Annotated in this window: 19 protein-coding genes and 1 tRNA gene; 6 read left to right on the top strand and 14 right to left on the bottom strand. The window is 62.0% G+C overall.

Annotation, left to right across the window (positions count from 1 at the left end):
* Positions 1 to 241 precede the first annotated feature (241 nt).
* The 3 genes from BGP02_RS16495 to BGP02_RS16485 all read left to right on the top strand — a co-directional run bounded on the left by BGP02_RS16495 (position 242) and on the right by BGP02_RS16485 (position 6,115).
* Positions 242 to 2,980: an autotransporter domain-containing protein gene (locus BGP02_RS16495; protein ID WP_286798865.1), complete on the top strand. Its 2,739-nt coding sequence runs from the start codon at positions 242 to 244 to the stop codon at positions 2,978 to 2,980.
* 140 nt (positions 2,981 to 3,120) lie between these two features.
* Positions 3,121 to 5,223 (top strand): tetratricopeptide repeat protein, encoded by a 2,103-nt coding sequence (locus BGP02_RS16490; protein ID WP_286798864.1) that lies wholly within the window; start codon positions 3,121 to 3,123, stop codon positions 5,221 to 5,223.
* A gap of 22 nt (positions 5,224 to 5,245) precedes the next feature.
* The gene (locus BGP02_RS16485) at positions 5,246 to 6,115 is read left to right on the top strand and encodes an alpha/beta fold hydrolase (protein ID WP_286798863.1); all 870 of its coding nucleotides are present in this window, start codon (positions 5,246 to 5,248) and stop codon (positions 6,113 to 6,115) included.
* A gap of 34 nt (positions 6,116 to 6,149) precedes the next feature.
* On the opposite strand, the gene BGP02_RS16480 is transcribed toward BGP02_RS16485, so the two are convergent.
* The 7 genes from BGP02_RS16480 to BGP02_RS16450 all read right to left on the bottom strand — a co-directional run bounded on the left by BGP02_RS16480 (position 6,150) and on the right by BGP02_RS16450 (position 13,879).
* On the bottom strand, positions 6,150 to 7,013 hold the full coding sequence (locus BGP02_RS16480; RefSeq protein WP_017235341.1) for an NAD(P)H-binding protein: 864 nt from the start codon (positions 7,011 to 7,013) through the stop codon (positions 6,150 to 6,152).
* Positions 7,014 to 7,121: 108 nt separating this feature from the next.
* Positions 7,122 to 7,442 (bottom strand): hypothetical protein, encoded by a 321-nt coding sequence (locus BGP02_RS16475; protein WP_017235342.1) that lies wholly within the window; start codon positions 7,440 to 7,442, stop codon positions 7,122 to 7,124.
* A 172-nt stretch (positions 7,443 to 7,614) separates the two neighbouring features.
* Positions 7,615 to 9,789, bottom strand: a complete 2,175-nt coding sequence (locus BGP02_RS16470) for a TonB-dependent siderophore receptor (protein WP_017235343.1) — start codon at positions 9,787 to 9,789, stop codon at positions 7,615 to 7,617.
* A gap of 188 nt (positions 9,790 to 9,977) precedes the next feature.
* On the bottom strand, positions 9,978 to 11,222 hold the full coding sequence (locus tag BGP02_RS16465; RefSeq protein ID WP_286798862.1) for a citrate synthase: 1,245 nt from the start codon (positions 11,220 to 11,222) through the stop codon (positions 9,978 to 9,980).
* 99 nt (positions 11,223 to 11,321) lie between these two features.
* Positions 11,322 to 11,714: a VOC family protein gene (locus BGP02_RS16460; protein ID WP_150563160.1), complete on the bottom strand. Its 393-nt coding sequence runs from the start codon at positions 11,712 to 11,714 to the stop codon at positions 11,322 to 11,324.
* Between the two features lie 26 nt (positions 11,715 to 11,740).
* Positions 11,741 to 13,063, bottom strand: a complete 1,323-nt coding sequence (locus tag BGP02_RS16455; protein WP_017235346.1) for an MFS transporter — start codon at positions 13,061 to 13,063, stop codon at positions 11,741 to 11,743.
* A 57-nt stretch (positions 13,064 to 13,120) separates the two neighbouring features.
* Positions 13,121 to 13,879, bottom strand: coding sequence for an SDR family oxidoreductase (locus tag BGP02_RS16450; protein ID WP_150563159.1), 759 nt, complete (start codon positions 13,877 to 13,879; stop codon positions 13,121 to 13,123).
* 274 nt (positions 13,880 to 14,153) lie between these two features.
* Here BGP02_RS16450 and BGP02_RS16445 point away from each other — a divergent pair, with 274 nt between their 5' ends.
* Entirely contained in the window at positions 14,154 to 15,116 is a 963-nt protein-coding gene (locus tag BGP02_RS16445; protein ID WP_286798861.1) for a 2-hydroxyacid dehydrogenase, read from the top strand.
* A 292-nt stretch (positions 15,117 to 15,408) separates the two neighbouring features.
* Here BGP02_RS16445 and BGP02_RS16440 read toward each other — a convergent pair whose 3' ends face one another.
* Positions 15,409 to 15,918, bottom strand: a complete 510-nt coding sequence (locus BGP02_RS16440; protein ID WP_150563157.1) for a DUF2726 domain-containing protein — start codon at positions 15,916 to 15,918, stop codon at positions 15,409 to 15,411.
* A gap of 414 nt (positions 15,919 to 16,332) precedes the next feature.
* On the opposite strand from BGP02_RS16440, the gene BGP02_RS16435 reads away from it, so the two are divergent.
* The gene (locus tag BGP02_RS16435) at positions 16,333 to 16,641 is read left to right on the top strand and encodes a hypothetical protein (RefSeq protein ID WP_150563156.1); all 309 of its coding nucleotides are present in this window, start codon (positions 16,333 to 16,335) and stop codon (positions 16,639 to 16,641) included.
* Positions 16,642 to 16,931: 290 nt separating this feature from the next.
* On the opposite strand, the gene BGP02_RS16430 is transcribed toward BGP02_RS16435, so the two are convergent.
* From BGP02_RS16430 to BGP02_RS16405, 6 genes are all read right to left on the bottom strand, one after another.
* Positions 16,932 to 17,837, bottom strand: a complete 906-nt coding sequence (locus BGP02_RS16430; protein ID WP_286798860.1) for an SDH family Clp fold serine proteinase — start codon at positions 17,835 to 17,837, stop codon at positions 16,932 to 16,934.
* Entirely contained in the window at positions 17,809 to 18,021 is a 213-nt protein-coding gene (locus BGP02_RS16425) for a hypothetical protein (protein ID WP_286798859.1), read from the bottom strand. Before BGP02_RS16425 ends, BGP02_RS16430 begins: the two co-directional genes overlap by 29 nt.
* A gap of 312 nt (positions 18,022 to 18,333) precedes the next feature.
* Positions 18,334 to 18,418 (bottom strand) — tRNA-Leu (locus tag BGP02_RS16420).
* A 120-nt stretch (positions 18,419 to 18,538) separates the two neighbouring features.
* Entirely contained in the window at positions 18,539 to 19,423 is an 885-nt protein-coding gene (locus BGP02_RS16415; RefSeq protein WP_286798858.1) for an NAD(P)-dependent oxidoreductase, read from the bottom strand.
* 7 nt (positions 19,424 to 19,430) lie between these two features.
* Positions 19,431 to 20,600, bottom strand: coding sequence for an ABC transporter substrate-binding protein (locus BGP02_RS16410; protein WP_286798857.1), 1,170 nt, complete (start codon positions 20,598 to 20,600; stop codon positions 19,431 to 19,433).
* 155 nt (positions 20,601 to 20,755) lie between these two features.
* On the bottom strand, positions 20,756 to 21,697 hold the full coding sequence (locus tag BGP02_RS16405; RefSeq protein ID WP_017235589.1) for a CysB family HTH-type transcriptional regulator: 942 nt from the start codon (positions 21,695 to 21,697) through the stop codon (positions 20,756 to 20,758).
* A 132-nt stretch (positions 21,698 to 21,829) separates the two neighbouring features.
* Here BGP02_RS16405 and BGP02_RS16400 point away from each other — a divergent pair, with 132 nt between their 5' ends.
* The gene (locus BGP02_RS16400) at positions 21,830 to 22,606 is read left to right on the top strand and encodes a sulfite exporter TauE/SafE family protein (protein ID WP_130025170.1); all 777 of its coding nucleotides are present in this window, start codon (positions 21,830 to 21,832) and stop codon (positions 22,604 to 22,606) included.
* Positions 22,607 to 22,688 lie beyond the last annotated feature (82 nt).

Here is a 22,688-nt window from a genome sequence, read left to right as displayed (position 1 = left end):
CTCGCACCATCGGTGATTCTGCCCCAGAGGCAGGCCACATCATCGCCTTGAATCAGACCGCGCTCATGCCGTAGCGAGCGTGTGCCGCGACGCTCACGCATCCAATCCTTCTGACCGATACGGCCGGACTTCCCTGCCATGACGGAGGTCTTGCGCCTACGTGTCGGTCGCTGCGCGCGAGCCCGTTCCGAATCCACGAGTCAACGCGTTGCAATAAGAAAGCCGTATTCCGGGAAATCGAATGAATCGCATCTATCGTGTGGTATGGAGCGCCAGTCTGGGCATGCATCAGGTCGCGTCCGAAGTGGCCGGCGGTCATGGCGGAACGTCGCGCTCGGCGGACCACCGCCGTGTGCGCAAAGCGGCAGTCGCCGCCGTCGTTGCAGCGGCTTCGCTGAACACAGGACCGGTGTGGGCAGTCCCGCCGGCGGCCGCCATCATGGACGGCCGCCGGCTTCTCTTTGTCGGTCTGGCCGACACCGCCTCGTCGACGAATTGGCGCTATGACGGTACGACCCTGTCGATCACGGGCGCGACCTTCGCCGAAATCGTGAACACATTCGGGACAATTTCGAACGCTGGCACGCTGGTCGGCGGTAACGCATTGCTGATTTTATCGCGGGGCAGTGTGGCGCGTCTCGAGAATAGCGGGTTGATTTTCTCGCCGAGCAACGCGGGCATCGACAACGCTGGCACACTGGCGTCTGCATTCAATTCCGGCTCGATCTCCGCCGCCAACGGGTATGGTGTGGAGAACACGTCGCATCTCGGCGAGTTGACCAACACGGGGACTATCTCGGGCCGTTATGGCGTGGCCTCGTTCATGGGCAGTCTATCGACGCAGTTGGGCACGCTGACGAACAGCGGCACCATTACGGGCGCGCAAAGCGGGGTGATGAACCGAAGCGCGACCCTCGCGACGATCGACAACCTGCCCGTTGGCCTGATCGATGGCACCAGTGGGCTCGGCACCGGCACCGGCATCGACAACCGCGGTACCGTGATCGGTAGCACGACCTATCACGGCATCATTGGCACGATCAACAACGCTGGAACGATTTCGGGCGGGAACTACGGCATTTACAACGAGGACTCGATCGGTACCATCAACAATCTCGCGGGCGGGCTCATTTCCAGCGCCGGCGCGGCCATCGCGAATGCCTCCGCAGCGGCCACGATCGGACAGATCAATAACGCCGGCACCATTGCGGGCAACATTTCCCATTCCGGCACGCAAGCCTTGTCCATCGCGGGGGCGTCAGGCGCAGCGCAGGGCACCCTCACGGGTTTCGGCAGTGCTATCCCCGGAACCCTTTCCAGCTCGCTCGCCGATATACACTTCAACGGCGGCAATCTCCTGCTTAACGACGACCTGAACCTCGCTGGCACACGAACGGCGTTCAACGACGCGTCGGTATTGCAAGTGAACAATGCCATCCAGGTCTCAGGCGATTACGCACAGGCGGCAGGCGCCACGCTTCAGATCGGTGTTGCGGGCAATGCGGTTACGACCGGCGACTTGACGACCGACAGCGGCTACGGACGACTGGTTGTGAGCGGCAACACGACACTGGCAGCGGGTTCGAGTATCGCGTTACAGTCGCTCGGCTATTCGTTTGCGGCGGGTCAGCGCTATGTCGTGATCGACACGGCAGGCTCGGCCACCTACAACGAAGGTTCGCTGGTTTATCGCGTCAACGGTTCGTCGACGCTCGGCGCGACCGGCGCCACGGTGGCTAACGGCAGTCGGCAGGATCTGGTCGTGACGTTGATTTCGGATACGAATGCCGGTTCCGACAACGGCGGCGGCACCGGTACGACACCGCCCGCCGACCCTCGCACCAACGCCTTGCTTGCGTCGGCACCCAACGCGCAGTCGTCGCTGCGGGGCTTGCTGGGCTACACCGGCGTGAGCGACGCCCAACTGCTGAATCTGTACAACGCGGCACTCGGGTCGCTGAGCGGCGGTTCGACGGACTCGGCCAATCGGGTCGGCAAGCAACTCGCCCCGGCGCAGAATACGCGTGCCGCAGGCGCGGCCACCTTCGAATCGCTGGGCGTGGTCGGTGCGCACGTCAACAGCCTGCGCGTAGCGCAGGCCGGGGGCACCGGGATTGCGACGGGCGACAGCGCAGCCAACTGGGGCGTCTGGGGACAGGCCTTCGGCGGTCACGCCAGCCAGTCGGTGCGTAACGACGTCGACGGCTACAGCGCCAACTACGGTGGACTGGTCGTCGGTGCTGACAGAGCATTCGGCGAGCGCTGGCGTGCGGGGGGAGCGGTCCAGTTCTCGCGCACGGCGATCGACAATGACGGTAGCACGTCGGGCAATACGACCGGCGTGAACGGGTATGGCCTCATTGGGTACGCCGCGTACACCGGCGAGCCGTGGTACGTGAACCTGTCAGGCTCGGCGGTGCTGCAACACTACGATACGACGCGATCGGTGTCGATGCCGGGATTCAACGGCGTGGCCCATGGCAACTTCAACGGTCAACAATTCGTGTTCGGCGCCGAATTCGGCTGGCCACTGGCGCTGGGACGTGCCATCGTCACGCCGCTGGCGGGCGTTACATATGGCTATCTGAACCAGAACGGCTATACCGAAACGGGTGGCAATGGCTCGGCGCTTACGGTCGGCAGTGTCGGCGCTAGTTCGGTGCGTAGCGCGCTGGGGGCGAAGGTCGCCTTGCCATTCGAAACGGCGAGGGGGATGTGGGTGCCCGAACTGAGCGTGCGTTGGCTGCATGAGTACAACCGTACGCGTCAAACGACGGGCGCGAGCTTCGCTGCGGATCCGTCCGGCCAGACGGCGTTCACGACCGTGGGCGCTACGCCGGTGTCGGACCTGGCCGATATCTCGCTGGGCCTGACCCTGATGAAAGCGAACAATCTGAGTGCCTCGATTCGCTACGACCTGCAAGCGGGGGCGGGCTTTGTGTCGCACACGGGGATTGTGCGCGTACAACAGCGCTTCTGAGCGTCGCGCGTGTTCGGAAACGTTCGTACGCGTCCGGCGGTCGCAACGATTGACATGGCAGCGACCGCCGTGGAAGTATCGCGCAGTGCCTACCGTCTCCCGACCGCCTCTCGATGTCTGCCGCCGCTTCGACTCCCGGAATGCTGACCTTCGCTCAGGCGATTGCGTTAGCCCATTCGCATTGGCAGGCGGGACAGGCGCCCCAGGCCGAAGTCCTGTGCCGGCGCGTGCTGGACGCGTCGCCCGAGCACCCGGACGCGCATTATCTCCTCGGCCTCATGGCCCATGCCTATGGCAAGCGCGACATGGCGATCGACCATCTGCGCACCACCTGCCGGGCGCCCGGTGCGCTGGCGTCCAGTTGGTCCGATCTGGCCGAGATGTGTCGGCAGGCGGGCCGGCTCGATGAGGCGCTGGCGGCTGCGCGCCGGTCCGTCGAAATCGATCCGGCGTTTGCTGCCGGGTGGAACAACCTCGGAATAGTGTTGCAGGAGGTCGGACAGCTCGATCAGAGCTTGGCATGCCTCACCCGCGTGAGCGAACTGCTGCCCGCGTCGGCCGATGCGCACAACAATCTCGGGAATACCGCGCGTCTGCTGGGGCGTCAGGAGTCTGCCGAGACGCACTATCTGCGGGCCCTTGAAATCGACCCGCTACGCGCGGACGTGCACAGCAATCTGGCGTCGCTGCTGAGCGCACAGCAGCGCATTACCGAAGCGCGAACTCTGGCGCGCCGCGCCATTGAGTTGGATCCGTCGTTCGTCGACGCCTACCGTAATCTTGCCGACATTGAAGTTTCCAGTGGAGACGTGGCGGCGGGGTTGCAGGTCGTGGAGATCATGTCGGCGTTCGCCCCCCAGCATTTCTCCACGCTCGTGACGCGTGCCCGGATTCTGCCGCTGGTGGGACGGTTGGACGAGGCACTCGATTGTGCTCGCGATGCGCTCGCCCTCCAGCCGGAGAGTCACGATGCGCGGGCTGCGCTTGCGCTTGTCGAGGCGCAGAAGGTTACGCGCAATCGCCCGGCACTCGTCGACGGTGTCCCGCCCTCGGTGCCGCAGTTGCTCGCCACACCGCCGGATATGACCTCGGTTCACGACGCCATCGTGGCGTGTGTCCGTGCGCAGGCGTACGAAAGGGCTGAGTCGATGCTGCGCGAGGTCGTGGGCGCCGAGACCGCGCCCGTGGTGATGTGGCGATTGCTTGCGATGGTCTTGCGCGCGCAAGGCAAGGTGCACGAGGCACGAGACATACTCGACAGGCTTGCCCGTCAGGTGCCTGGCGACCTGTCCAACCGCTTCGATCTCGCCGAGACGTTGCTCCTGCTCGGCGACTTCGAGCGTGGTTGGCGCGAGTATCGCCACCGCTACCGCCTCGAACATACGCAGTCCATTGAGCGCAAGGTGCAACGCCCGCGTTGGGACGGCAGACCGATTCCCGGCCAGACGCTCCTCATCCACGACGAGCAGGGCTACGGAGACACGTTCCAGTTCCTGCGCATGGCGCGCTGGGCGCGTGAGCGCAGTCAGGCGCGCGTGATCCTGGAGATCAATCCGGAAGCATTGCCGATCGCCAGGCGCATGTGGGGCGATGACGATATCGTCGCTCGCGGTACGTTGCCGGTGACGTTCGATCAGCATTGCGAACTGATGAGCCTGCCAATGGCGATGGGCTTGACGCTCGCCGATCTGCCGGGCGACGTATCGTACCTGAGCGCCGACCCCGAGCGCGTCGCCCATTGGCGCGAAAAATTGGCCGACCTGCCGCGCCCGTGGGTCGCCGTGGTGTGGGCGGGGCGCCCGGAACACGTCAACGACGGCAACCGGTCCATGTCGCTCGCACAACTCGGCCCGTTGGGGGCGAGTGGCGCGACGTTCCTTTCGATTCAGAAGGGGCCGGCGGCCTCGCAGGCAAGTACACCCCCCGACGGCATGTCGATGGTGTCGCTGAGCGACGGGATCCGCGATTTCGAGGACACTGCGGCGATTTTGCATCTCGCGGATTTGTTGGTGTCGGTCGATTCGTCGCCCGTTCATCTGGCAGGCGCGATGGGACGTCCGGTATGGGTGCTGTTGCCGTTGGTTCCCGATTGGCGCTGGCTGCTCGGTCGCGACGACTCGCCCTGGTATCCGGGGATGCGTCTGTTTCGCCAGGAGGCCCGCGCACACTGGCAACCCGTGGTCGAACGCATGGCGCAGGCACTCAAGCACTTCGTGGTGGAATGGCGTGATGGCGCGATTTGACCGAAGGGCGCGGCGCAGCGCCATGAACGCCATGCTTGCAGGGTGGCAGCGCGGGATGCGTTACGTTGCCGCACTGGCTGCCCTATCGCTGGCGTCTGGGTGTGCCAGTGTGGATCGCGACGCGCATGCCGATGCGTTGGCCGGACCGGCGGGACTGCACCGGGAAGTGCTGACGGCGGGCGATTTCCGCCTTACCGTGTTCTCGCGCATTACCCGCCCCGACAAGCCTCTGCGCATCTACATCGAAGGCGATGGATTGGCCTGGGTTTCGCGCAGTGAGCCATCGCTGGACCCCACGCCGGTCGCGGCAACGGGGCTGGCGCTCGCTGCCGCGGATTCGTCCGCGAAGGCCGCCGACAACGTCGCCTATCTGGCGCGACCCTGCCAATTTACGCCGATGCAGGACAATCCCCGTTGCGCCGTCGCGTATTGGACCGGCAAGCGGTTCGCCCCCGAAGTGATCGAATCAATGAACGCGGCAGTCGATCAACTCGTGGCCCGTACCCCTGGGCAGCCCGTGGAGCTTGTCGGCTACTCGGGCGGTGGCGCCATTGCCGTGCTGATCGCTGCGCGCCGCCACGACGTCGCCGCGCTGCGCACGGTCGCGGGCAACCTCGACACCGAGTACATCAATCGGCTGCATCACGTCTCGCCGATGCCGGCGTCTCGTAATCCTATCGACGTGGCGCGGCGAATCGCAGGCATTGCGCAGATCCATTTCAGCAGCGCGCAGGATACGATCGTGCCGCCGGACGTCGCGCGGCGCTTCGCGGCGGCGGCGGGGGGATCCTGTGTGACGACGGTCACGGTGCGCGGGGTCGCGCACGATGGCGATTGGGCGCAACATTGGCGTGAACTGCTCGCACAAGTGCCGGTTTGCCGAGACCGCTAGCGGGTTGCGGATGGCCTGACGCCCGTCACCGGTGTCAGCTTTCGCGCACCAATGCGGCGATTGCCTCGACGAGTGTGACGCCGCCACGCAGCGCGTGTTTGCCGTCGTCGCGGAAGCGGAAGTCGCCGTTGTTGAATCCGTCGAGCATCTGGATACGTGGCAGCGGGTTGCGCATACCTTGCGCGCGAAAAAGGGGATCCCAGCCCGCTCGGGGCACCGCCTCGGCGCAGACGTCGCGAACGAGCGTACGGGCGAGTGCGGCGGCGATGTCGTCGGGCGAGTAACGCTCGGGGCCTTCGATTTCCCAGATTGGGTTGTCGCTGAACGGCGCCTGCATGGCGCGCGCCGCGAAATGGGCGACGTCGCTCACCGAGACCATCGGAAGCGCCCGATCCACCGGCTGCAAATAGCTCGGCAGCTCCCCGCGTTCGCGAGCGGGCTCGATGTCCCACGCGAAGTTCTCCATCAGCCAGGCCGGGCGCAGGAACGTCACCGGCAGCGATAACGACAGCATCGCCGCCTCGAACAAGCGCAGCGCGGTGAGCAGGCTGGGCATTTCGCAGTCGGCGCCGATGCTCGACAGGCACACCACGCGTTTCGGGCGAGTGGCGGCCAGCGCTTGCCGAATCGCGTCGATCAGGCGCCGCGCATGCGAGAAGTCCGGCTCGGGGTCTGCGTTCGGTGGGAGCATCACGAACACGGCTTCGCTGCCGCGAAACGCGTGGGTGAGGGCGTCGACATCGTCGTTTTCCGCGACGGCAATCTCACCGCCCAGTGCGGCCCATCGGCTCGATTTGACGGCATCGGGGACGACGACCCGCAACGGTAGACCTGCCTTGAGAAGGTCATGTCCCAGCACGCTGCCCACTCGCCCCGTGATGCCCATTACGGTGTACATGGTCACACCTCACACGCAGTAACGTTGCCGTAAAAGTAACACGGGAACCGGCGGCGCATAAATCGCAGGCGTGACGGCCCGACAACGGTGACGGGCCGTCACGTTGTTCTAGGGCATAAGCTTGGGTCGTTTGCCGGGCCCGGGGGAATGGATCACCCGACAGGGGCTGATGAACTTGTCGCTGGCGACGGCCGCCTGCGCAAAGGTCTCGAAGTAGATCGCGTGGTCGGCATTTGCCACGTGCGCTCGTTCAATTTCTTCCGCCGACGCGTTCCATGCGAGCCCCAGATACTCGCCATGGTCGTGGAACCAGACGACATAGCCCTTTCTCGACAGCGGTTTCGGCAGGTCCGGTGCTCCGCTCGTCCCGAATCGCCTCGTCATGCCTGCACCTCGGGATTTCACGTTCTCATCGTTCGAATCGCGCATGGGTTGCTCCCAGAAGTTGCCCCCACCGATGTGGGGGACGCTTCCATCATCCCAGCCGTGAAATCACTTGAGTTTCAGCAACGTCCGAATTGTCGGCTCGGGACGTCGCCATGCGAAAGCCTCGACGTATTTCCCAAATCGATGCGTGGGGGCGGTTGGCGCTTCGCAAGCCTCAATAGCGGTATCCCAGTGTGAGCATCACCGAGCGATCGTCGCCCAGTGCCACGGCGTTGCTCAGACCTCCTGTGTAGTAATGCTTGTTGAAGATGTTCTTCAGATTCAGCGCGGCGTGCCAGCTCGGTGCCGTGTAGCGCACGCCCACGTCGCTGACCACGAAGCCCGGAATCGTGTAGCCATACGCATAGAGGTTGCTCTGACCACGTACACCCCCGTTGATCTCCCAGCGCCGCAGTTCGCCCGGCAACCGGTAGCGTGCGAACAGGTTAAAACTGTGCCGTGGCACGTTGTTGATGCGCACGCCATTGGTCGACGGTGCCTGGCCGCCATCGTCGGCGATCACGGCCGACGTGTAGGCGTAGCCGCCGGTCACGCTCAACTGATTCGTCGGCGCGGTGTTGAAGCTGACTTCGACGCCGCGCGAATGCTCTTCGCCCACGGCAATGCTGTAGCCGTCGTTGTTCGGATCGCTCTCCAGCACGTTGCGGCGGCGCAGGTCGAATGCCGCGAGCGTCACACTCGTGTGGCCCTTCTGGAGGTCGAACTTCACCCCCGCTTCCCACTGCTTGCCGGTTTCAGGATCGAAGGCGTTGCCGCTTACGTCCGCGCCGCTGTTCGGGTAGAACGAGGTCGCGTAGCTCACATAAGGGCGCACGCCGGGGAACAGCTCGTACATCAGCGCAAGCGAGCCCGTGGTGGCGTTCGACGGGTTGCCGCTCGTGGTGTCGGTCAGCTTGTTGAGTACGTTGCTCGACGCACTGTCGTAGCGCATGCCCGCCAGCACGCGCCAGCGCTGGCCGAGTGCGATCTGATCGCGCGCGTAGACGCCCAGATCGCGGATCGTAGTGTACGCGCGCGTTCGTGGCGTGGATGGGCATGTGATGGCTCCCGTGTAGACCGGGGCGTACATGTTGATCGAACCGACCGAGCACGTGGTGGTGGTCACGTCCTCGCGCCCGCGCATGTAGTCCATGCCGACGGTGATCTCGTGGCGGCCGAACGCGGTGTCAAAGGTCTTCTGCGCGTTATTGTCCAGCGAGAGCGTGTCGCCGGACCATTGCGAATCGGTGGCCGTGCGGCTCAGCGTGTAGCCGTTCGAGGCGACCTTTCCATTGGCGACGAGCTGACCGCCCAGCGCGAACTGTTGCCAGCGAGCATTCTGGTTCACGGTCCAGCCCGAGTCGAAATGGTGGGCGAAGCGGTAGCCGATACGTGCCTCGTGCCCCGAGTAGGGCCGCTCACCGGGCTCGCCCGTGAAGGTACTGCGCGACAGGCTGCCGTTCTTGTTCGGGATCAGCGTGCCGGACCACGGCAGGCCTTGCTGGCGGAGGTAGTTGCGTTCCTGATAGCTCGTCAGGATCGTCAATTCCGTGCGCGGGCCGAGATCAAGCGATAGCGACGGCGCGATATAACGATTGCGCGACCAGACATAGTCGGTGGCGTCGTGGCTGTTCGTCGCCAGGGCGTTGATGCGAAATGCGGCCTTGCCGTTCTCCGAGAGCGGCGTACCCATGTCGACGGTGCTCTGGTAGAAGCCGTGACTGCCCACGGTGGCATCGACGTTGGCGAACGTGTCGGCTTCCGGCCGCTTGCTGACCATGTTGACCATGCCGCCCGGCAGCACGAGTCCGGAAAGCAACGTAGCCGGTCCCTTGATCACTTCGATCTGTTGCAGTCCGAAGGTTTCTTCGGCGAAGCGGTTATTGATGGCCGTGCGCAGGCCGTCGAGATACACGGAATCCGACGCCGTTTGGCCGCGAATGATGAAGTCGTCCCAGCCCCGTCTGCCGTACGTGCCCGAGATCACCCCGGGCACGTCGTGCAGCGCGTCGTTGAGCGTCTGGACCTGTTGCGCGTCCATCAAATCGCGCGTGACGACACTGATCGATTGCGGCGTCTCGCTCAAAGGCACCGACGACTTCGTGACCTGAGCGGCGGCGGGCGCGTCGAACGCGGTGCGGGGCGCGCCGCTCGCACTGACAGACACTGCGGGCAGCGCAACGGTGCCAGATGCACTCACGGACGTGGCGTCGGGCGTGGCGGTGTCGGTGTTCGTTGCGCTCACGGCAGCCGAACTCGCCACGTCAGTAGACGTGGCCTGCGCGAAGGCGAGCGGCGACGCCGCGATGAAGACCAGCGGCAGTGCAGCGTAATTCTGGAGGCGGCGCATCGATAATAATAAAAATAGAAATGAGAATTATTATTAATTAAGTTGCGTATGCTACTACGGGTCGTCCCCGGTAATCAATGCGCGCTGAAATATTGCCCATGTCCCGAGTGCCGGCGCGGGGCGGGCTCATCCAACCGAGTGTGGAATCGTATCCGCCGATACGACAGGGTGAACCAGCAGGATCTCAGCTAGCGGATGATCGTCTTGAATACGCGATTTCGGTCGACGGTCGCCGCGTCAGGCAGGCCATTGCCATCGTCGTTGGGGGGCACCGAATCCACATCCTCGAGAACGGGGCCGGTGTAACGTCCGCGGGGTCGGATCACCTTTCCGACCTTGAGCTGCTCCATGCTATGCGCAAGCAGGCCGACACTTCGTGCGGTGGCGAATAGGGCGAAGGAGGCGTCGCGAGGAAGCTTGAGTTGAGAAGCCAGAACGGCAAGTGCGACATCGATGTTCGGTTGAAGCCCCGTCAAACGGGTCACCTCCCCGATAAATGACGCCAGTTCTTCGGGGGGATCGAGGCGTTCCAGCAACGCCTGGGCGCGCGGGTCGCCTTCGGGATAGAGATGGTGGCTGAACCCAGGGATCGGGAGGGCCGACTGCAAGTGATGGGCCACCACACTTTCCGCCCCTACTCGCTCTACATGATCGAACACGGCACGGACACGGCCTGACGCGTCGCCGTGCAACGGGCCTGAGAAGGCCGCCAGCCCGGTGAGCAGGCATCCCGGCAGCGATGCGCCGGTGGATGCCGTGATTCTTGCGGCAAAGGCCGAACTGGTTAGCTCGTGGTCGGCAACGAGTACCAGGGCTCTGCGAATGAGGTCGGTGCCTTCGCTTCCTTGCCCCCATCCAAGCGCCAGTCGTTCATGCGTGAGCGTCGCCTTTTCGCTGCATTTCGCACCAAACGCTTGGGAGACGAGCGCGACCAGGTGGCCCGCCTCGGTATGCAGTGCTCGGTCGGTTCGGCCGTGTGTCGAGTGACCATTCGCGGCAAGCGCGGCCAAGGACATGAAAGCGCACTGTCTGCCGCGCTCTTCCCACTGCAGCGGGGTTCGGTCAATGTCGAAGGCAATTGGCGATCGTGCGTTCCACAGGATGGCGGCAACGTCTTCGAGCGTCGATGCCTGTGACAGGCGAATGCTATCGCGCCCGCGGTAGTACGCGCGCCCTTTGGAAAACGTAGTGATTGCGCTGTGGATGCAAGGCTCGGCGCCGAATATCGTGCCTGCGGCAAGGGCGGCGCGTTTGCGGCCGACCTGCTTCTTTCGGCAAAGGATCGCGACGTCCTCTGCGCGATACAAGCTCTTGCGCGGGTCGGCGGGGTCCGGCATGACGGCGATGTTGCCTCGGCTGACGTAGGCGTAGATCGTCTGCGCTTGCACGCCCAACTGTCGGGCCGCTTCGGTCAACGTGATCCAGGTTCGCATGGAATAGACGTTCGCTATAGGGCAGGGCGCTCAAAACGGGCAGCGGGACTCACTCGTTTCGAGTGAGTCCCGAGCCGGTGGCTCAATATTGACGTCTCTTCAAGTAAAAGTCATCTCGCTGGGCTTGCGCTCAAGGACTTCAATGAGGATCTCGCCCGGCGACTTCACAAAAAGTGCCCGGACGCCGGCACGGACCGACTTGATCGGCTCGACGATGTCGGCTTCGCAGGCCTTGAGGTGATTGAAGGCGGCATCGAGATCATCGACGGTCACGCCGAAATGATCGATGCCTTGCGTGCGCGTGCCACCTGAGATTTCGGTCGTATGCGCGCCGGACAGTTGGGTGATGAATAAGTTGATGGACCCGATGCGAAGATCCACACGCCCCGGACGTCGAACGACTTCCGCATTCAGGCACCGGGCAAACCACGCTGCCGTGGCTTCAGCGTCTGCCGAGCATAGCTGAAGGTGATCCCATTTGAATTCAATCATGTCGTTCGTGCGATAGGTGGGGGCGTTCAAAGCTCGATTCTGGAGAGCTTGCCGAGGAGAACGGAATACGAGAACGTACCGAGCAGGCAGATAGCGCCCATCAGATTCAGTGCCCAGTAAAACTGTCCCGTGCGTTGTATGACGTAACCGATCATCAGCGGCGTCGTCACGGCAGCAATGTTGGCGGCGAGGCTCGTGATACTGCTGGTGAGACCGACATACTGGCGCGGCGCGATCTCGGAGACGGCGGCCCAGGACATCGAGCCGACACCTTGCGCGAAGAAGGCGATGGTCAGAATGGCGATGACCATCGCGTTGGATTCGACAAAGTTCACCAGGACGATGGACGAGCCGAGCAGCGTTCCGATGACCAGCGGCGCTTTGCGTGCGGCGGAGAGGGAGACGCCACGGCGAATGAAGAAGTCCGAGAGACAACCGGCGACGAGAATGCCGAGCGTCGCGCCCAGGAAGGGGAGTGCCTGAAAGATTCCAACCTTGATCATCGACATATGGCGCGCCTCGGCCAGATACGTCATGAACCACGTGGTGAAAAAGACCAGAATCGTGTTGTTGCAGAACTTGCCGAGGCAAATGGCCAGGATCTGGCGATACCCGAGCAGTTTGAGTGCCATGCGCCAGTTGAATTTTTCCCGCGACTTCTGCGCGGACGGGGTGCGCGATTCGTTGATGTAGTCGAGTTCGGCCTTGTTCACCCAGCGATGTCGCGAGGGATCCCGGTAGGCACAGAACCAGATCACGCTGAAAAGAATGCCGAAGCCGCCCGTCACGAAGAACACGGAACGCCATCCCGCGGCGGCCGAGATCCACAGCAGAAGGCCCGTAAAAATGGGCGTTCCGATGTACTGTCCCATGACGTAGACGCTGGTCGCGAATCCGCGCTCCTGCGTGGGAAACCAAAGCGTCACCGCGCGTGCATTCGATGGAAACGCGGGGGCCTCGAGCGCACCCATCGTCAGGCGAGAGCCAAGCAACATGTGATAGCCATTGGCCAGCCCCTGCGTGAGCGTCGCGAGCGACCATCCCACCAGCGACAGCGCATAGGCGATGCGTGAGCCGAGCACGTCGGCAAGGATGCCGCTGGGTAGCAAGGCGAGGGAGTACGCGAGACCGAATGCGGCGAACAGCTCGCCCATCTGCATCTTGTTCAATGCGAGGTCTTTCGAAAGGCTTGGGGCGACGATGCCGAGGGCGGATCGGTCGACGTAGTTAAGAATCGTCGCGATCAGCAACATCGACAGCACGACGTATCTGACCTTCGATGGTCTTGCCGTGATATCGCGTGATGCCGTATCGAGTGCTGACAGGTGTTGTTCCTCTGCAAATTTCATCGATGTCTCCTGATCGGTGGCCTGCCCGTTGCTTTTTATGTGGGGCGGGCGAGGGGGTTATCCGCGGCCTACGAAAGGCATGGTGGTGGCCATGAGGGTCATGTTGAGGACGTTGGCTTCGAGCGGGAGGCTGGCGATGTGAACGACAGCGTTCGCGACATGAGCGACGTCGATTCGAGCTTCCGGGGCCATGCTGCCGTCGGCCTGAAGCACGCCACGTGTCATTCGCTCCGTGAGCGACGTTGCCGCATTGCCGATATCGATCTGGCTGCAGGCGATGCGATAGGGGCGCCCGTCCAGCGCCAACGATTTGGTGATGCCCGACACGGCGTGCTTGGTGGCGGTGTAGGCGATGGTGTTGGGGCGGGGGGAGTGCGCCGAGATGGATCCGTTGTTGATGATTCGACCGCCTTGCGGCGTTTGGTTCTTCATGATGCGCCAGGCCGCTCTCGCACACAGGAACACACCCGTCAGGTTGGTGGCGACGACGTCGTTCCAGAAGTCGAGCGGGTATTCGTCCAGCGGCACGGCGCCGGCGTTGCGTCCGGCGTTGTTGAAGAGGACGTCCAGACGTCCGAATTCGCGAAGGATTTGCGCAAATGCCGCGTCCACGGAGCGTTCATCGGCGACATCGGCCGCCGCGACATACGCGTTGCCGCCTGCGTCATCGATGGCCGCTTGGGTTTCCTGAAGGGGCGCATCCCTGCGTCCGATCAGCGCGACGGTGAATCCGGATGCGGCAAACGCGATGGCGGCCGCTCGACCGATGCCGGAACCGGCACCCGTGACGGCGGCGAACTGCTTCGAGGTCGACATGACATTACCTTTTCTCAGTGGGTCACGAACCGAGAATGGCATCGGCCGCGTCGGCCGGGCAATCTTGATTCGTTCAATCAACATCTGGAAGCGCACCCAGTCGGTGGCGTGTCAGGGTTTTCCTGATGAGCGAAAGGTGGAGGGCATCCCATGGTGGGATGCGACCGAAGGGCGCGCGTGGACGGCGGTCATAGGTTGATTGATTCAATCAACATTGACCTTGGGCTGGCGGGTTTCGTAGTCTTTGTGCGACCGTCTACTTGGAGAAAAGATCATGTCGGAAAGCACGCGCACCCAACTGTTGATCGCGCGAAAAGTGCCGCAAGCCGTGGCGAGCCGCGCAGTGTCGGAATTCAACGCCTACGTGACCGAATCGGATATGGATGCATGGGCGGTGGTGGAATTCTGCAAGGCGCGCGAGGTGCCAGCCGTTCTGGTCGGGAAGAAATCCGGCTTGCAGGAAGCGCACATTGCGGCGTTGCCATCCACGGTGAAGATCATTGCCAATGCCAGCGCGGGCGTTGATCACATGAACGTGGCGTTCGCCCGCGAGCGAGGCATTGTCGTGACGAACGCGCCCGATGCCTTGACCGAATGCACGGCGGACTTCGCGATGTTGCTGGTGCTGGCGGCCAGTCGGCGTGCGGCGGAATACGAAAAAATCATGCGCGCCGGTTGGGGGAAATCGTTCGGCATGACGGACATGCTGGGCACGCGCGTCAACGGGAAAACGATTGGCATCGTGGGTTTCGGACGTATCGGGCGAGCGGTCGCAAAGCGCGCGCAGGCGTTTGGCATGAAGGTGGCCTACACCGACATTCAGCGGGCATCGCCGGCGCTGGAGAACGGGGCGGTGTTTTATCCAAGCCTCACGGAACTGCTTCCGCATTGCCAGGTGCTCTCGCTGCATGTTCCTGGTGGCGGATCGCCGCTCATGACGAAGGCGCAGTTCGATCTCATGCCGAAGGGGGCCGTATTTGTGAATGCGGCGCGTGGCGATCTGGTAGATGAAGATGCGCTTTACGGCGCATTGACGTCGGGGCACCTTTTCGGCGCGGGTCTCGACGTGTATCGAAATGAGCCCAATGTCGATGCCCGCTTCGCATCGCTGGACAACGTATTTCTTACGCCTCACATGGCGAGCGCGACGAAAGAGACGCGCGACCAGATGGGGTTCACCGCGTTGGACAATGTGGCGGCTGTGCTAGCGGGGCGTAGCGTACTAAACGCGGTCTGATGGGGTTTGCCTTCGCAAGACGCTCATATGGCGTTTGCCCCGACGTGTGGCGGCGAAGCGGCGTAGCGGCGTAGCAGGGATGACGCCTGGCATTTTCAACGCCGCGGCAGGCCGGTGACGGTGAACTGACCCCGTAAAGTTGGACGGGGAAGTGATGGCGGTAAGGGCCGGGTTCTGTACCGCACGGAACTTAGCCCTTCTGGCTGGCTCGAGCCTGATGCGGCCGTGATCGTAGTCGTGGATGCCGTGGGCAAAGGCGGGGCGGATCTAGACGCCCCTTTCGGGTCGCGGGTCATGCGGCGAATTTCAGATCGCCGGCGCCGTTGGTGCTTCCCAGAATCGCTTGTCGAATGGCCGATTCTGAAGGATAGCGCCTGACGTCAAATCGCACGAGGCGCACATTGACTGCCTTCAACACGTCGTCCTTCTTTGCGTCCCGCGCTCGTTGTTGCTTTCCCTCATGCGACGGGTCATCCAGCTCAACTGCGGCAGCGATTGAAAAGTCAGGGGTGCAGACGAGGAAGTCCACCGATAGTTGCGCGATTCGGTTGAAGTGCGAATGGCTCTTGCCGCGCTTGGTTCGGACGATTCGCTTGATATCGACCTGTGCCAGAACGATGTATCCGGGCAAGCTGTTGACCAACAGCCGATAGAACGCTTGCTCGGTTTTCGTGAGCGGTTTCACGGCGTAGTACGCGGTCGAGTCGATGGCGATGCCCGCCCTGCGTTTGCGCGGTCGAACCGTCTCCAACATCAACACCATGACAACAAGCAGGGCAAGGGAAAGCAATGCCAACCCCATACGAAACCTCCGAAGTTCACGGATAAGTGGGGGGCACTTTTTGATTTTTCCTGCGGGAAACCTTTACGCCGGATGCTATCGATGGGCGGCGAGCTTGTCCCGCGCATTGTAGTCTTACATCCCTACGCAAGTTGTGCGCATATGCCGCCTCCATCGATGTGAGTGGCACAACTGTGGCATCGAATGATGTTGAAATTCGTGCCTTAGGGTCGTGGGTTCACCGTGATTCCGTCAGCCCGTCTTCGTTTCGCCGCTTATACGTCACAAACGTTTTCGCAGCGCGTCGAAACTTTTCGAGTGTCGACGTATAGGCTCGGATATTCGGAAGTTGCTGAAACGCAAGGTTTGGCACTCCTGCGATGATGAAGTCAGTCGTTAGCGCGGCTAAATTTATTCACATGTCAGGAGATTTTGATGAGTGATTCAAACAAGAGCGGCGGGAAGGACGAAGAAATCGGCGGTCAAGGCGATGGCGGGTTCGACCTCCCCAAGTCGTTGACGCGCGAGGGGCATGTTGTCTGGTTCCACGAATACAAGAAGTACCTCGGTTACGCGTGGGACGAGCGAGCAGGAGAAATCAGGCGAGCGCATGTGTCCGACCCCGAGCACGCGATTTACTTTGAGACGTTCGCAGAAGCGATGGTGGCGACGGATACGTTGATGGGCCCGCACGTCATTATTCACGCGGCGAGGCGGGGTGAGAAACCGCGATTGGTGAGATAGATTGGGTTGCGGCCCATCCAATGCGGTGGGCCGTTATCGGCAATTTTCCGATACAGCCGCATTTCTTTAGTCGATATGAGCGGCACCTGGCCCCCCAGAGGCATCACTAAATTGAGGGGGTAGTCTCGCCCATTGACCGATTGGTCGTTGAGTATTGCGTCGTCTTGATGTTCACCATTATTGGCGATAGGACGTCTGCGGACTTTTCTGCGAGCGCTCCTACGGTGCGCTGAGCCAGAAATGAAAAAGCCCGCTCTGTGGCGGGCCTTCTATGCAGCTGAGATGTTTTGTTACGTTGTGGGCTGCAATCGCTGAACGAATGCAACGCCTTTATGATTCTCGATGAGCTTAATCGCTGAAGTTTGAGAAAATGTCAACGTTAGTGAATGGTGTAGCGTCAAAACGAGATCCTGGAGTGTATTGTCGGACTCCAGATCGACAATCTTTAGCCCCACTGCACGAGCCTTCTCCTTGTTGATATGACGATTGTGGCTCTTAGATGTTGCCTGTTGCCCAAGCAACTTTGCAATCTCGTTGATTTTTGCTACGCGAACTGCTTCTTCTTCTGTGGCGAACATGCAATTCGAAAGGAATCGTCGAAGCAGTTCATCCGACCATGCAATTGCGTGTTGGCATGACGTGATCAAGGTGGGCCAATACTTTGCGATGATCGGTTTCCAGATTTCGATGGCTTCCGGATTTTCCTTGATTTGCTCGGCCGCCTGAGTAAACTCTTCGATAATACCTTGAGCCGGCATGCCACCAATCTGGGGATCTACGGGGCCTAGACTGGACTGTCTGCCCATTACGATTTCTTTGCAGGACAACGCAATCAACGTTCCGCCGGACATGGCCATTTGCGGAATGATGGCGCGGATATCGCCGTCATAGAGCGAATGAAGATAATCGATGATTGACTCAGTCGCCGCGACATCACCGCCCGGTGTATGCAGGATCAAATCCAACCCCTTGGATCTGTCTACATCATGTGAGCATGTCATGAAACCCGTTTTATCAGCATCTCCGATTGATACGTCATTGCGGACTTGGGGTTTCTGCAGCCAGCCGGAGTAGTACACCAACACATTTCGTTTGGTGTGTCTGTGAAGTTTCAGGAGATATTTACTGCGAACTTGGTCGTGAGGTCCTTTACCGTAGCCTTGCAGCTCAGATAAAACTTGGTTCCAGTTCGGCATTTTTCTCTTTCTTTAGAACACCAGTGCCGTTGCTAATGACGATGCGATGAACGACCTTCTTCCCGTTCTCGCTGTCCCCTGTGTTGAAAAAACGATCCTTCGCCGCCTCGATATCTTGGATGCTCTTGTCGGCTAGCGGAAGATCAAGTGCTGCGAAGACCGATGCGATGTCCTGATCGTTCATGAACCGAGTCATGATCTATTTCCTCGCGTGAGTCCAGTTGATTCGAATGTAAAAACCGAAGCCCAGATAGCAAAAAACAGCGCAGCCGCATACATGCAAACTCGCTGAATGTCAAGTGATCCCGCCTCGGTATCCTGATCGTACCGCAACCGTTGGTTGAAGGTCAAGACTAGATGTGAGTATTTGCCACTACTCTGCTGTAGATGACGTGGCTGCGTTTTGCTTTTGGGAAAGATGCTTTTGCGGAATATTCCGCAAAACTGTGGATAAGTGCGATAGTCAGCACTTCGGCGGAATGTCTTTGGAAATCTGTGGTGCCCAGGGCCGGAATCGAACCGGCACGCCTTGCGGCGGGGGATTTTGAGTCCCCTGCGTCTACCAATTTCACCACCTGGGCAGGTGTGCGTTCACCGAGCGGTGTCGCAGCGTGACTCGTTCAATGAACCTAACGGCTCACCGGACGAAGGCGAGATTATGACCGAAATTCTTCGCGGCCACAAGCCCGCCCCGTCGGCGCTCAATGAACTTGCTGTTGACTCTCGAGCACGCGCAGCAGCGACGACGTGTCGTCATGCCCCCAGCCGCGCTCCATCAGCGCCGTCAGCTGGGCTTTCACCAGTGACAGCGCCGGCAGCGAGAGCCCTGCGTCGGCCACGGCGTCCAGGATCATCGCGAAATCCTTGTCGTGCAGGCGCGCTTCAATGCCCGCCGCAAAGTCGCGATGGGCCATCTTCGGCCCCATCATGTCGAGCATTCGACTGCCCGCCAGCCCCTGCGAAATCGCTTCGATGACCTTGTCCTGATCCACGCCGTTGCGCGCCGCGAACAGCATCGCCTCCGCAATGCCCTGGATATTGATCACCTGCACGATCTGATTGCACGCCTTCGCCACCTGACCCGCCCCCACGTCGCCCACATGCGTGATCGTCGTGCCCAACACGGACAACAGGGGCTTGACCTTCTCGAAGACGTCATTCGACGCGCCGACCATGATCGATAGCGAGGCGTCGGCCGCGCGAGATGGCCCGCCAGACACCGGCGCATCCACCAGCACAATCTCGTGAAGCGCCAGGCGCGCGGCCATACGCCGCGTCGCCTCCGCCGAAATCGTGCTGTGATCCACGCAGATCGCGCCCGCCCGCGCCCCATGCACCACGCCATCCGCCCCAAGCAGCACCGCCTCCACGTCCTGTGTCGTCGTGACGTTGGTCACGACGAAGTCCGCATCGGCGGCGGCCTGCGCGGGCGTTGCGAACACTTCTGCGCCCTGCGCGACGAACGGGGCCGCAGCCTCAGGCCGGCGCGCGTAGAGGTGCAACCGATGCCCCGCGACCATCAAATGACGAACCATCTGGCCGCCCATGGCGCCCAGCCCGATAAACGCGATGGTGTATGTCGTCATTCCGGGATCAATTCGAGACGTAGACGAACTTTCCGTTCTTGATCTGCCCCATCACGCTGGCACGCTGATCGAGCCCCACGTGGTCCTTCGGGCTGAGATTCATAATGCCGTTCGGAATGGCGAGATTGTGCGTGGATTCGAGCGCATCGCGCAGCGCCACACGGAATGCCGGCGTGCCCGGTGCCGCCACCTTCACGGCGCGCGGTACGGCGTCGTTGAGCAGATCCCATACGCCATAGGCGTCGGCGGCGAACTGCGTGACCGTATCGGGGCCATATTTGGCCTCGTACTGCTTGGTGAACGCCAACGCCGCCGTGCGCGCCGGATGCCCGGCCGGCAACGTCTTGGCAACCACACCCGGCTGCGTCGGGAACAGCGTGCCTTCCACGTCCTTGCCCCCCACGCGAACGAAGTCGTACGTGGCGATGCCGTGCGTCTGGTAGATCTTCCCGGCATACCCGCGCTCCTGCAACGTGCGCTGCGGCAACGCCGCCGGCGTGCCCGATCCGGCTACCAGGACAGCGTCAGGCTTGGCCGCCATCAGCTTCAGGATCTGGCCCGTGACACTCGTGTCCGTGCGGTTGAAACGCTCCTGGGCCACGACCTTGAGCTTGCGAAGTTCGGCAAACTTCGAGAACTCTTTCCACCAGCTCTCGCCGTAGGCATCGGCAAAGCCGATAAAGCCTACCGTCTTGATCCCGTGGTTGGCCATGTAGCGCGTCATCACGTCGGCCATCGCCGAATCGTTCGCGGCCATCTTGAAGGCCCACCGGCGCTTGGCATCCTGCGGCTCCACGGCGACGGCCGAACCGATCAGGGTGATCATCGGCGTCTCGGCCTCCGAAATCGGGTCGAGCATGGCCAGTGCGCTCGGCGTAATGTTCGGGCCAACGATGACGTCGACCTTGTTCTCACTGATGAATTTGCGCGCGTTCTTCACGGCCGTACCGGGGTCGGTGCCGTCGTCAAGGAAGAGGTAGTGCGCCTTCTGCCCGCCAATATGGTCAGGCCAAAGCTGCATGGCATTCTTGCTGGCGATACCGATGGCGGCCGCCGGGCCGGTCGACGACAGATCGATACCGACGGTGATATCGGCGCGAGCCGCCGTCACAATGCCGGCAAGGGTCAGGGCAAGCAGCACGCCCGACAGGCGGATGCCGCGAAGAGGTGAGCGCATGGGGTCTCCTGTTGATCGAATCGCGTAAGCATACCGCACCGCTTGCGTTCGGCCAGCGAAGAAAAATAGTGCCAGGCTCACCCCGGAATGCGAGGGGCGGCACGCCCGGTGACCGGGCGTCGGCGCGCTACGTTTCCCCAACGCCCCTGGAGGGCTTAAAGCTCGTAACTTTCGTGTTCGCCGCGCAAGGCTTGCTCGACCAGCTTGCGCGTCAGGATCGGCGAGAGCAGTTCGACCATCGTGAACACGTAGCCGCGCAGATAGGCGCCCTGTTTGAGGGCGACGCGCGTCACGTTCGTGCCGAAGAGGTGCCCGACCTGGAGCGCCCGGAGGTTACGGTCGCGCTCGGGATCGAACGCCACCCCCGCCAGAATCCCCACGCCAAGCCCCAATTCGACATAGGTCTTGATGACATCGGCGTCGATCGCCTCGAGCACGATGTCCGGCTGGACATGGCGCAGCGCGAAGGCCTGATCGATCTTGGCGCGGCCGGCGAATTGGGGGTCATAAGTAATCAGCGGATATTTCGCCAGATCCTCGATGCCGACGGACGGGAGTTGCAGCAGCGGGTGATCCGGCGGTACCACGGCCACGTGCTGCCATTGATAGCAAGGCAGCGACACCAGATCCTTATAGCCGGCAATCGCTTCGGTCGCGATGGCCAGATCCGCCTGGTCGTGCAGCACCATTTCTGCGATCTGCGTCGGGCTCCCCTGCAAGATCGAGAGCCGCACCTTCGGATACCGCTTCTTGAACTCGGCCACCGCGTGCGGCAGCGAATATCGCGCCTGCGTATGCGTCGTGGCGATCGCCAGACTGCCCTGATCCTGCGCGGCGTAGTCCTTGCCGATCCGCTTGAGGCTCTCCACCTCCAGCAGGATTCGCTCGACGGACTCGAAAATGATGCGCCCGGGCTCGGTCAGATTGCGGATGCGCTTGCCATGCCGGGCAAAGATGTCCACCCCAAGCTCTTCTTCCAGCTCGATGATGGCCTTCGAAACCCCCGGCTGGGAGGTAAACAGCGCCTTGGCGGCAGCGGTCAGGTTGAAATTCTGGCGAACGGCTTCGCGCACGAAGCGGAACTGGTGCAGGTTCATTTGTATAACTTTCGAAAATATACAAACAATTTTTAATTCGTTTGAAGTATATAGCGTTTTCATTACAGTGGGTGCCACTGTTTCGATAACGTTATTCCCGCCAGGCATTAAGCACCAACAGGAACGTCATACATGTCGCTGTGGCTCGAACCCCTCTCCGGATTTGGCGTCGGCCTGCTGGTCGGTCTGACCGGCGTCGGCGGGGGCTCGCTGATGACGCCGCTGCTCACGCTGCTGCTGGGCTACGCGGCGCCGGTCGCGGTTGGCACCGATCTGGCGTTTGCGGCGGTGACCAAGAGCTTCGGCACGGTCGCGCATCGCTCACACGGCCACGTGAAGTGGCACATCGTGCGCAGGCTCACGCTCGGCGCCTTGCCGGCGGCGCTGGTGACGATCGTTGTCCTGAAGCGCCTCGGTGGCATCGACGACGCGGCGCTGCATGTCATCAAGCTGACGATCGCGGCCTCGGTGCTGCTCACGGTGCTCTCGCTGCTGTTCCGCGCCAAGTTGCTGGCGGCGCTGCGCACCCACCCGAACTGGCAGTTGACGGGCCGCAAGCAAGTCGTGGCCACCGTGCTGGTGGGCGCCGTGATCGGCGTGCTCGTCACGATTTCCTCGATTGGCGCCGGTGCCGTTGGCGCGACGCTGATTCTGATGCTGTACCCACAGTTGGAACCGGCCGAAGTCGCCGGAACCGATATCGCGTACGCGGTGCCGCTGACGGCCATTGCGGCGCTGGGTCATATTTGGCTCGGGACGGTGCACTGGGCACTGCTCGGCAGTCTGTTGATCGGCTCGCTGCCCGGGATCTGGCTGGGTGCGAAGCTCACCCGTCATCTGCCCGAGCGCGTGGTGCGCGGGGCGTTGGCGGCAACGCTCACGCTCGCGGCAGTGAAGCTGGTCGGCTGACCCCCACAGACAACAAGGAGTTCGCGACATGCGAAACGAATCCCGCTGGGAACCCACGCAAGCGACTACACCGTCGAACGGG

It is taken from the genome of Pandoraea sp. 64-18 (assembly GCF_001899225.1).
In the GTDB taxonomy this organism is placed as follows: domain Bacteria; phylum Pseudomonadota; class Gammaproteobacteria; order Burkholderiales; family Burkholderiaceae; genus Pandoraea; species Pandoraea cepalis.
The sequence above is the reverse complement of the archived record's forward strand: the minus strand, read 5'-3'. Positions and strand labels throughout refer to the sequence as shown.

Excerpts from the sequence above, each read along its gene's own strand:
- BGP02_RS16430 (WP_286798860.1), bottom strand. The coding sequence starts at position 17,837 with ATGCCGAACTGGAACCAAGTTTTATCTGAGCTGCAAGGCTACGGTAAA.
- BGP02_RS16485 (WP_286798863.1), top strand. The coding sequence starts at position 5,246 with ATGAACGCCATGCTTGCAGGGTGGCAGCGCGGGATGCGTTACGTTGCC.
- BGP02_RS16470 (WP_017235343.1), bottom strand. The coding sequence starts at position 9,789 with ATGCGCCGCCTCCAGAATTACGCTGCACTGCCGCTGGTCTTCATCGCG.
- BGP02_RS16440 (WP_150563157.1), bottom strand. The coding sequence starts at position 15,918 with ATGGGGTTGGCATTGCTTTCCCTTGCCCTGCTTGTTGTCATGGTGTTG.
- BGP02_RS16460 (WP_150563160.1), bottom strand. The coding sequence starts at position 11,714 with ATGATTGAATTCAAATGGGATCACCTTCAGCTATGCTCGGCAGACGCT.
- BGP02_RS16400 (WP_130025170.1), top strand. The coding sequence starts at position 21,830 with ATGTCGCTGTGGCTCGAACCCCTCTCCGGATTTGGCGTCGGCCTGCTG.
- BGP02_RS16455 (WP_017235346.1), bottom strand. The coding sequence starts at position 13,063 with ATGAAATTTGCAGAGGAACAACACCTGTCAGCACTCGATACGGCATCA.
- BGP02_RS16490 (WP_286798864.1), top strand. The coding sequence starts at position 3,121 with ATGCTGACCTTCGCTCAGGCGATTGCGTTAGCCCATTCGCATTGGCAG.
- BGP02_RS16405 (WP_017235589.1), bottom strand. The coding sequence starts at position 21,697 with ATGAACCTGCACCAGTTCCGCTTCGTGCGCGAAGCCGTTCGCCAGAAT.
- BGP02_RS16445 (WP_286798861.1), top strand. The coding sequence starts at position 14,154 with ATGTCGGAAAGCACGCGCACCCAACTGTTGATCGCGCGAAAAGTGCCG.
- BGP02_RS16425 (WP_286798859.1), bottom strand. The coding sequence starts at position 18,021 with ATGAACGATCAGGACATCGCATCGGTCTTCGCAGCACTTGATCTTCCG.
- BGP02_RS16415 (WP_286798858.1), bottom strand. The coding sequence starts at position 19,423 with ATGACGACATACACCATCGCGTTTATCGGGCTGGGCGCCATGGGCGGC.
- BGP02_RS16480 (WP_017235341.1), bottom strand. The coding sequence starts at position 7,013 with ATGTACACCGTAATGGGCATCACGGGGCGAGTGGGCAGCGTGCTGGGA.
- BGP02_RS16465 (WP_286798862.1), bottom strand. The coding sequence starts at position 11,222 with ATGCGAACCTGGATCACGTTGACCGAAGCGGCCCGACAGTTGGGCGTG.
- BGP02_RS16475 (WP_017235342.1), bottom strand. The coding sequence starts at position 7,442 with ATGCGCGATTCGAACGATGAGAACGTGAAATCCCGAGGTGCAGGCATG.
- BGP02_RS16450 (WP_150563159.1), bottom strand. The coding sequence starts at position 13,879 with ATGTCGACCTCGAAGCAGTTCGCCGCCGTCACGGGTGCCGGTTCCGGC.
- BGP02_RS16495 (WP_286798865.1), top strand. The coding sequence starts at position 242 with ATGAATCGCATCTATCGTGTGGTATGGAGCGCCAGTCTGGGCATGCAT.
- BGP02_RS16435 (WP_150563156.1), top strand. The coding sequence starts at position 16,333 with ATGAGTGATTCAAACAAGAGCGGCGGGAAGGACGAAGAAATCGGCGGT.
- BGP02_RS16410 (WP_286798857.1), bottom strand. The coding sequence starts at position 20,600 with ATGCGCTCACCTCTTCGCGGCATCCGCCTGTCGGGCGTGCTGCTTGCC.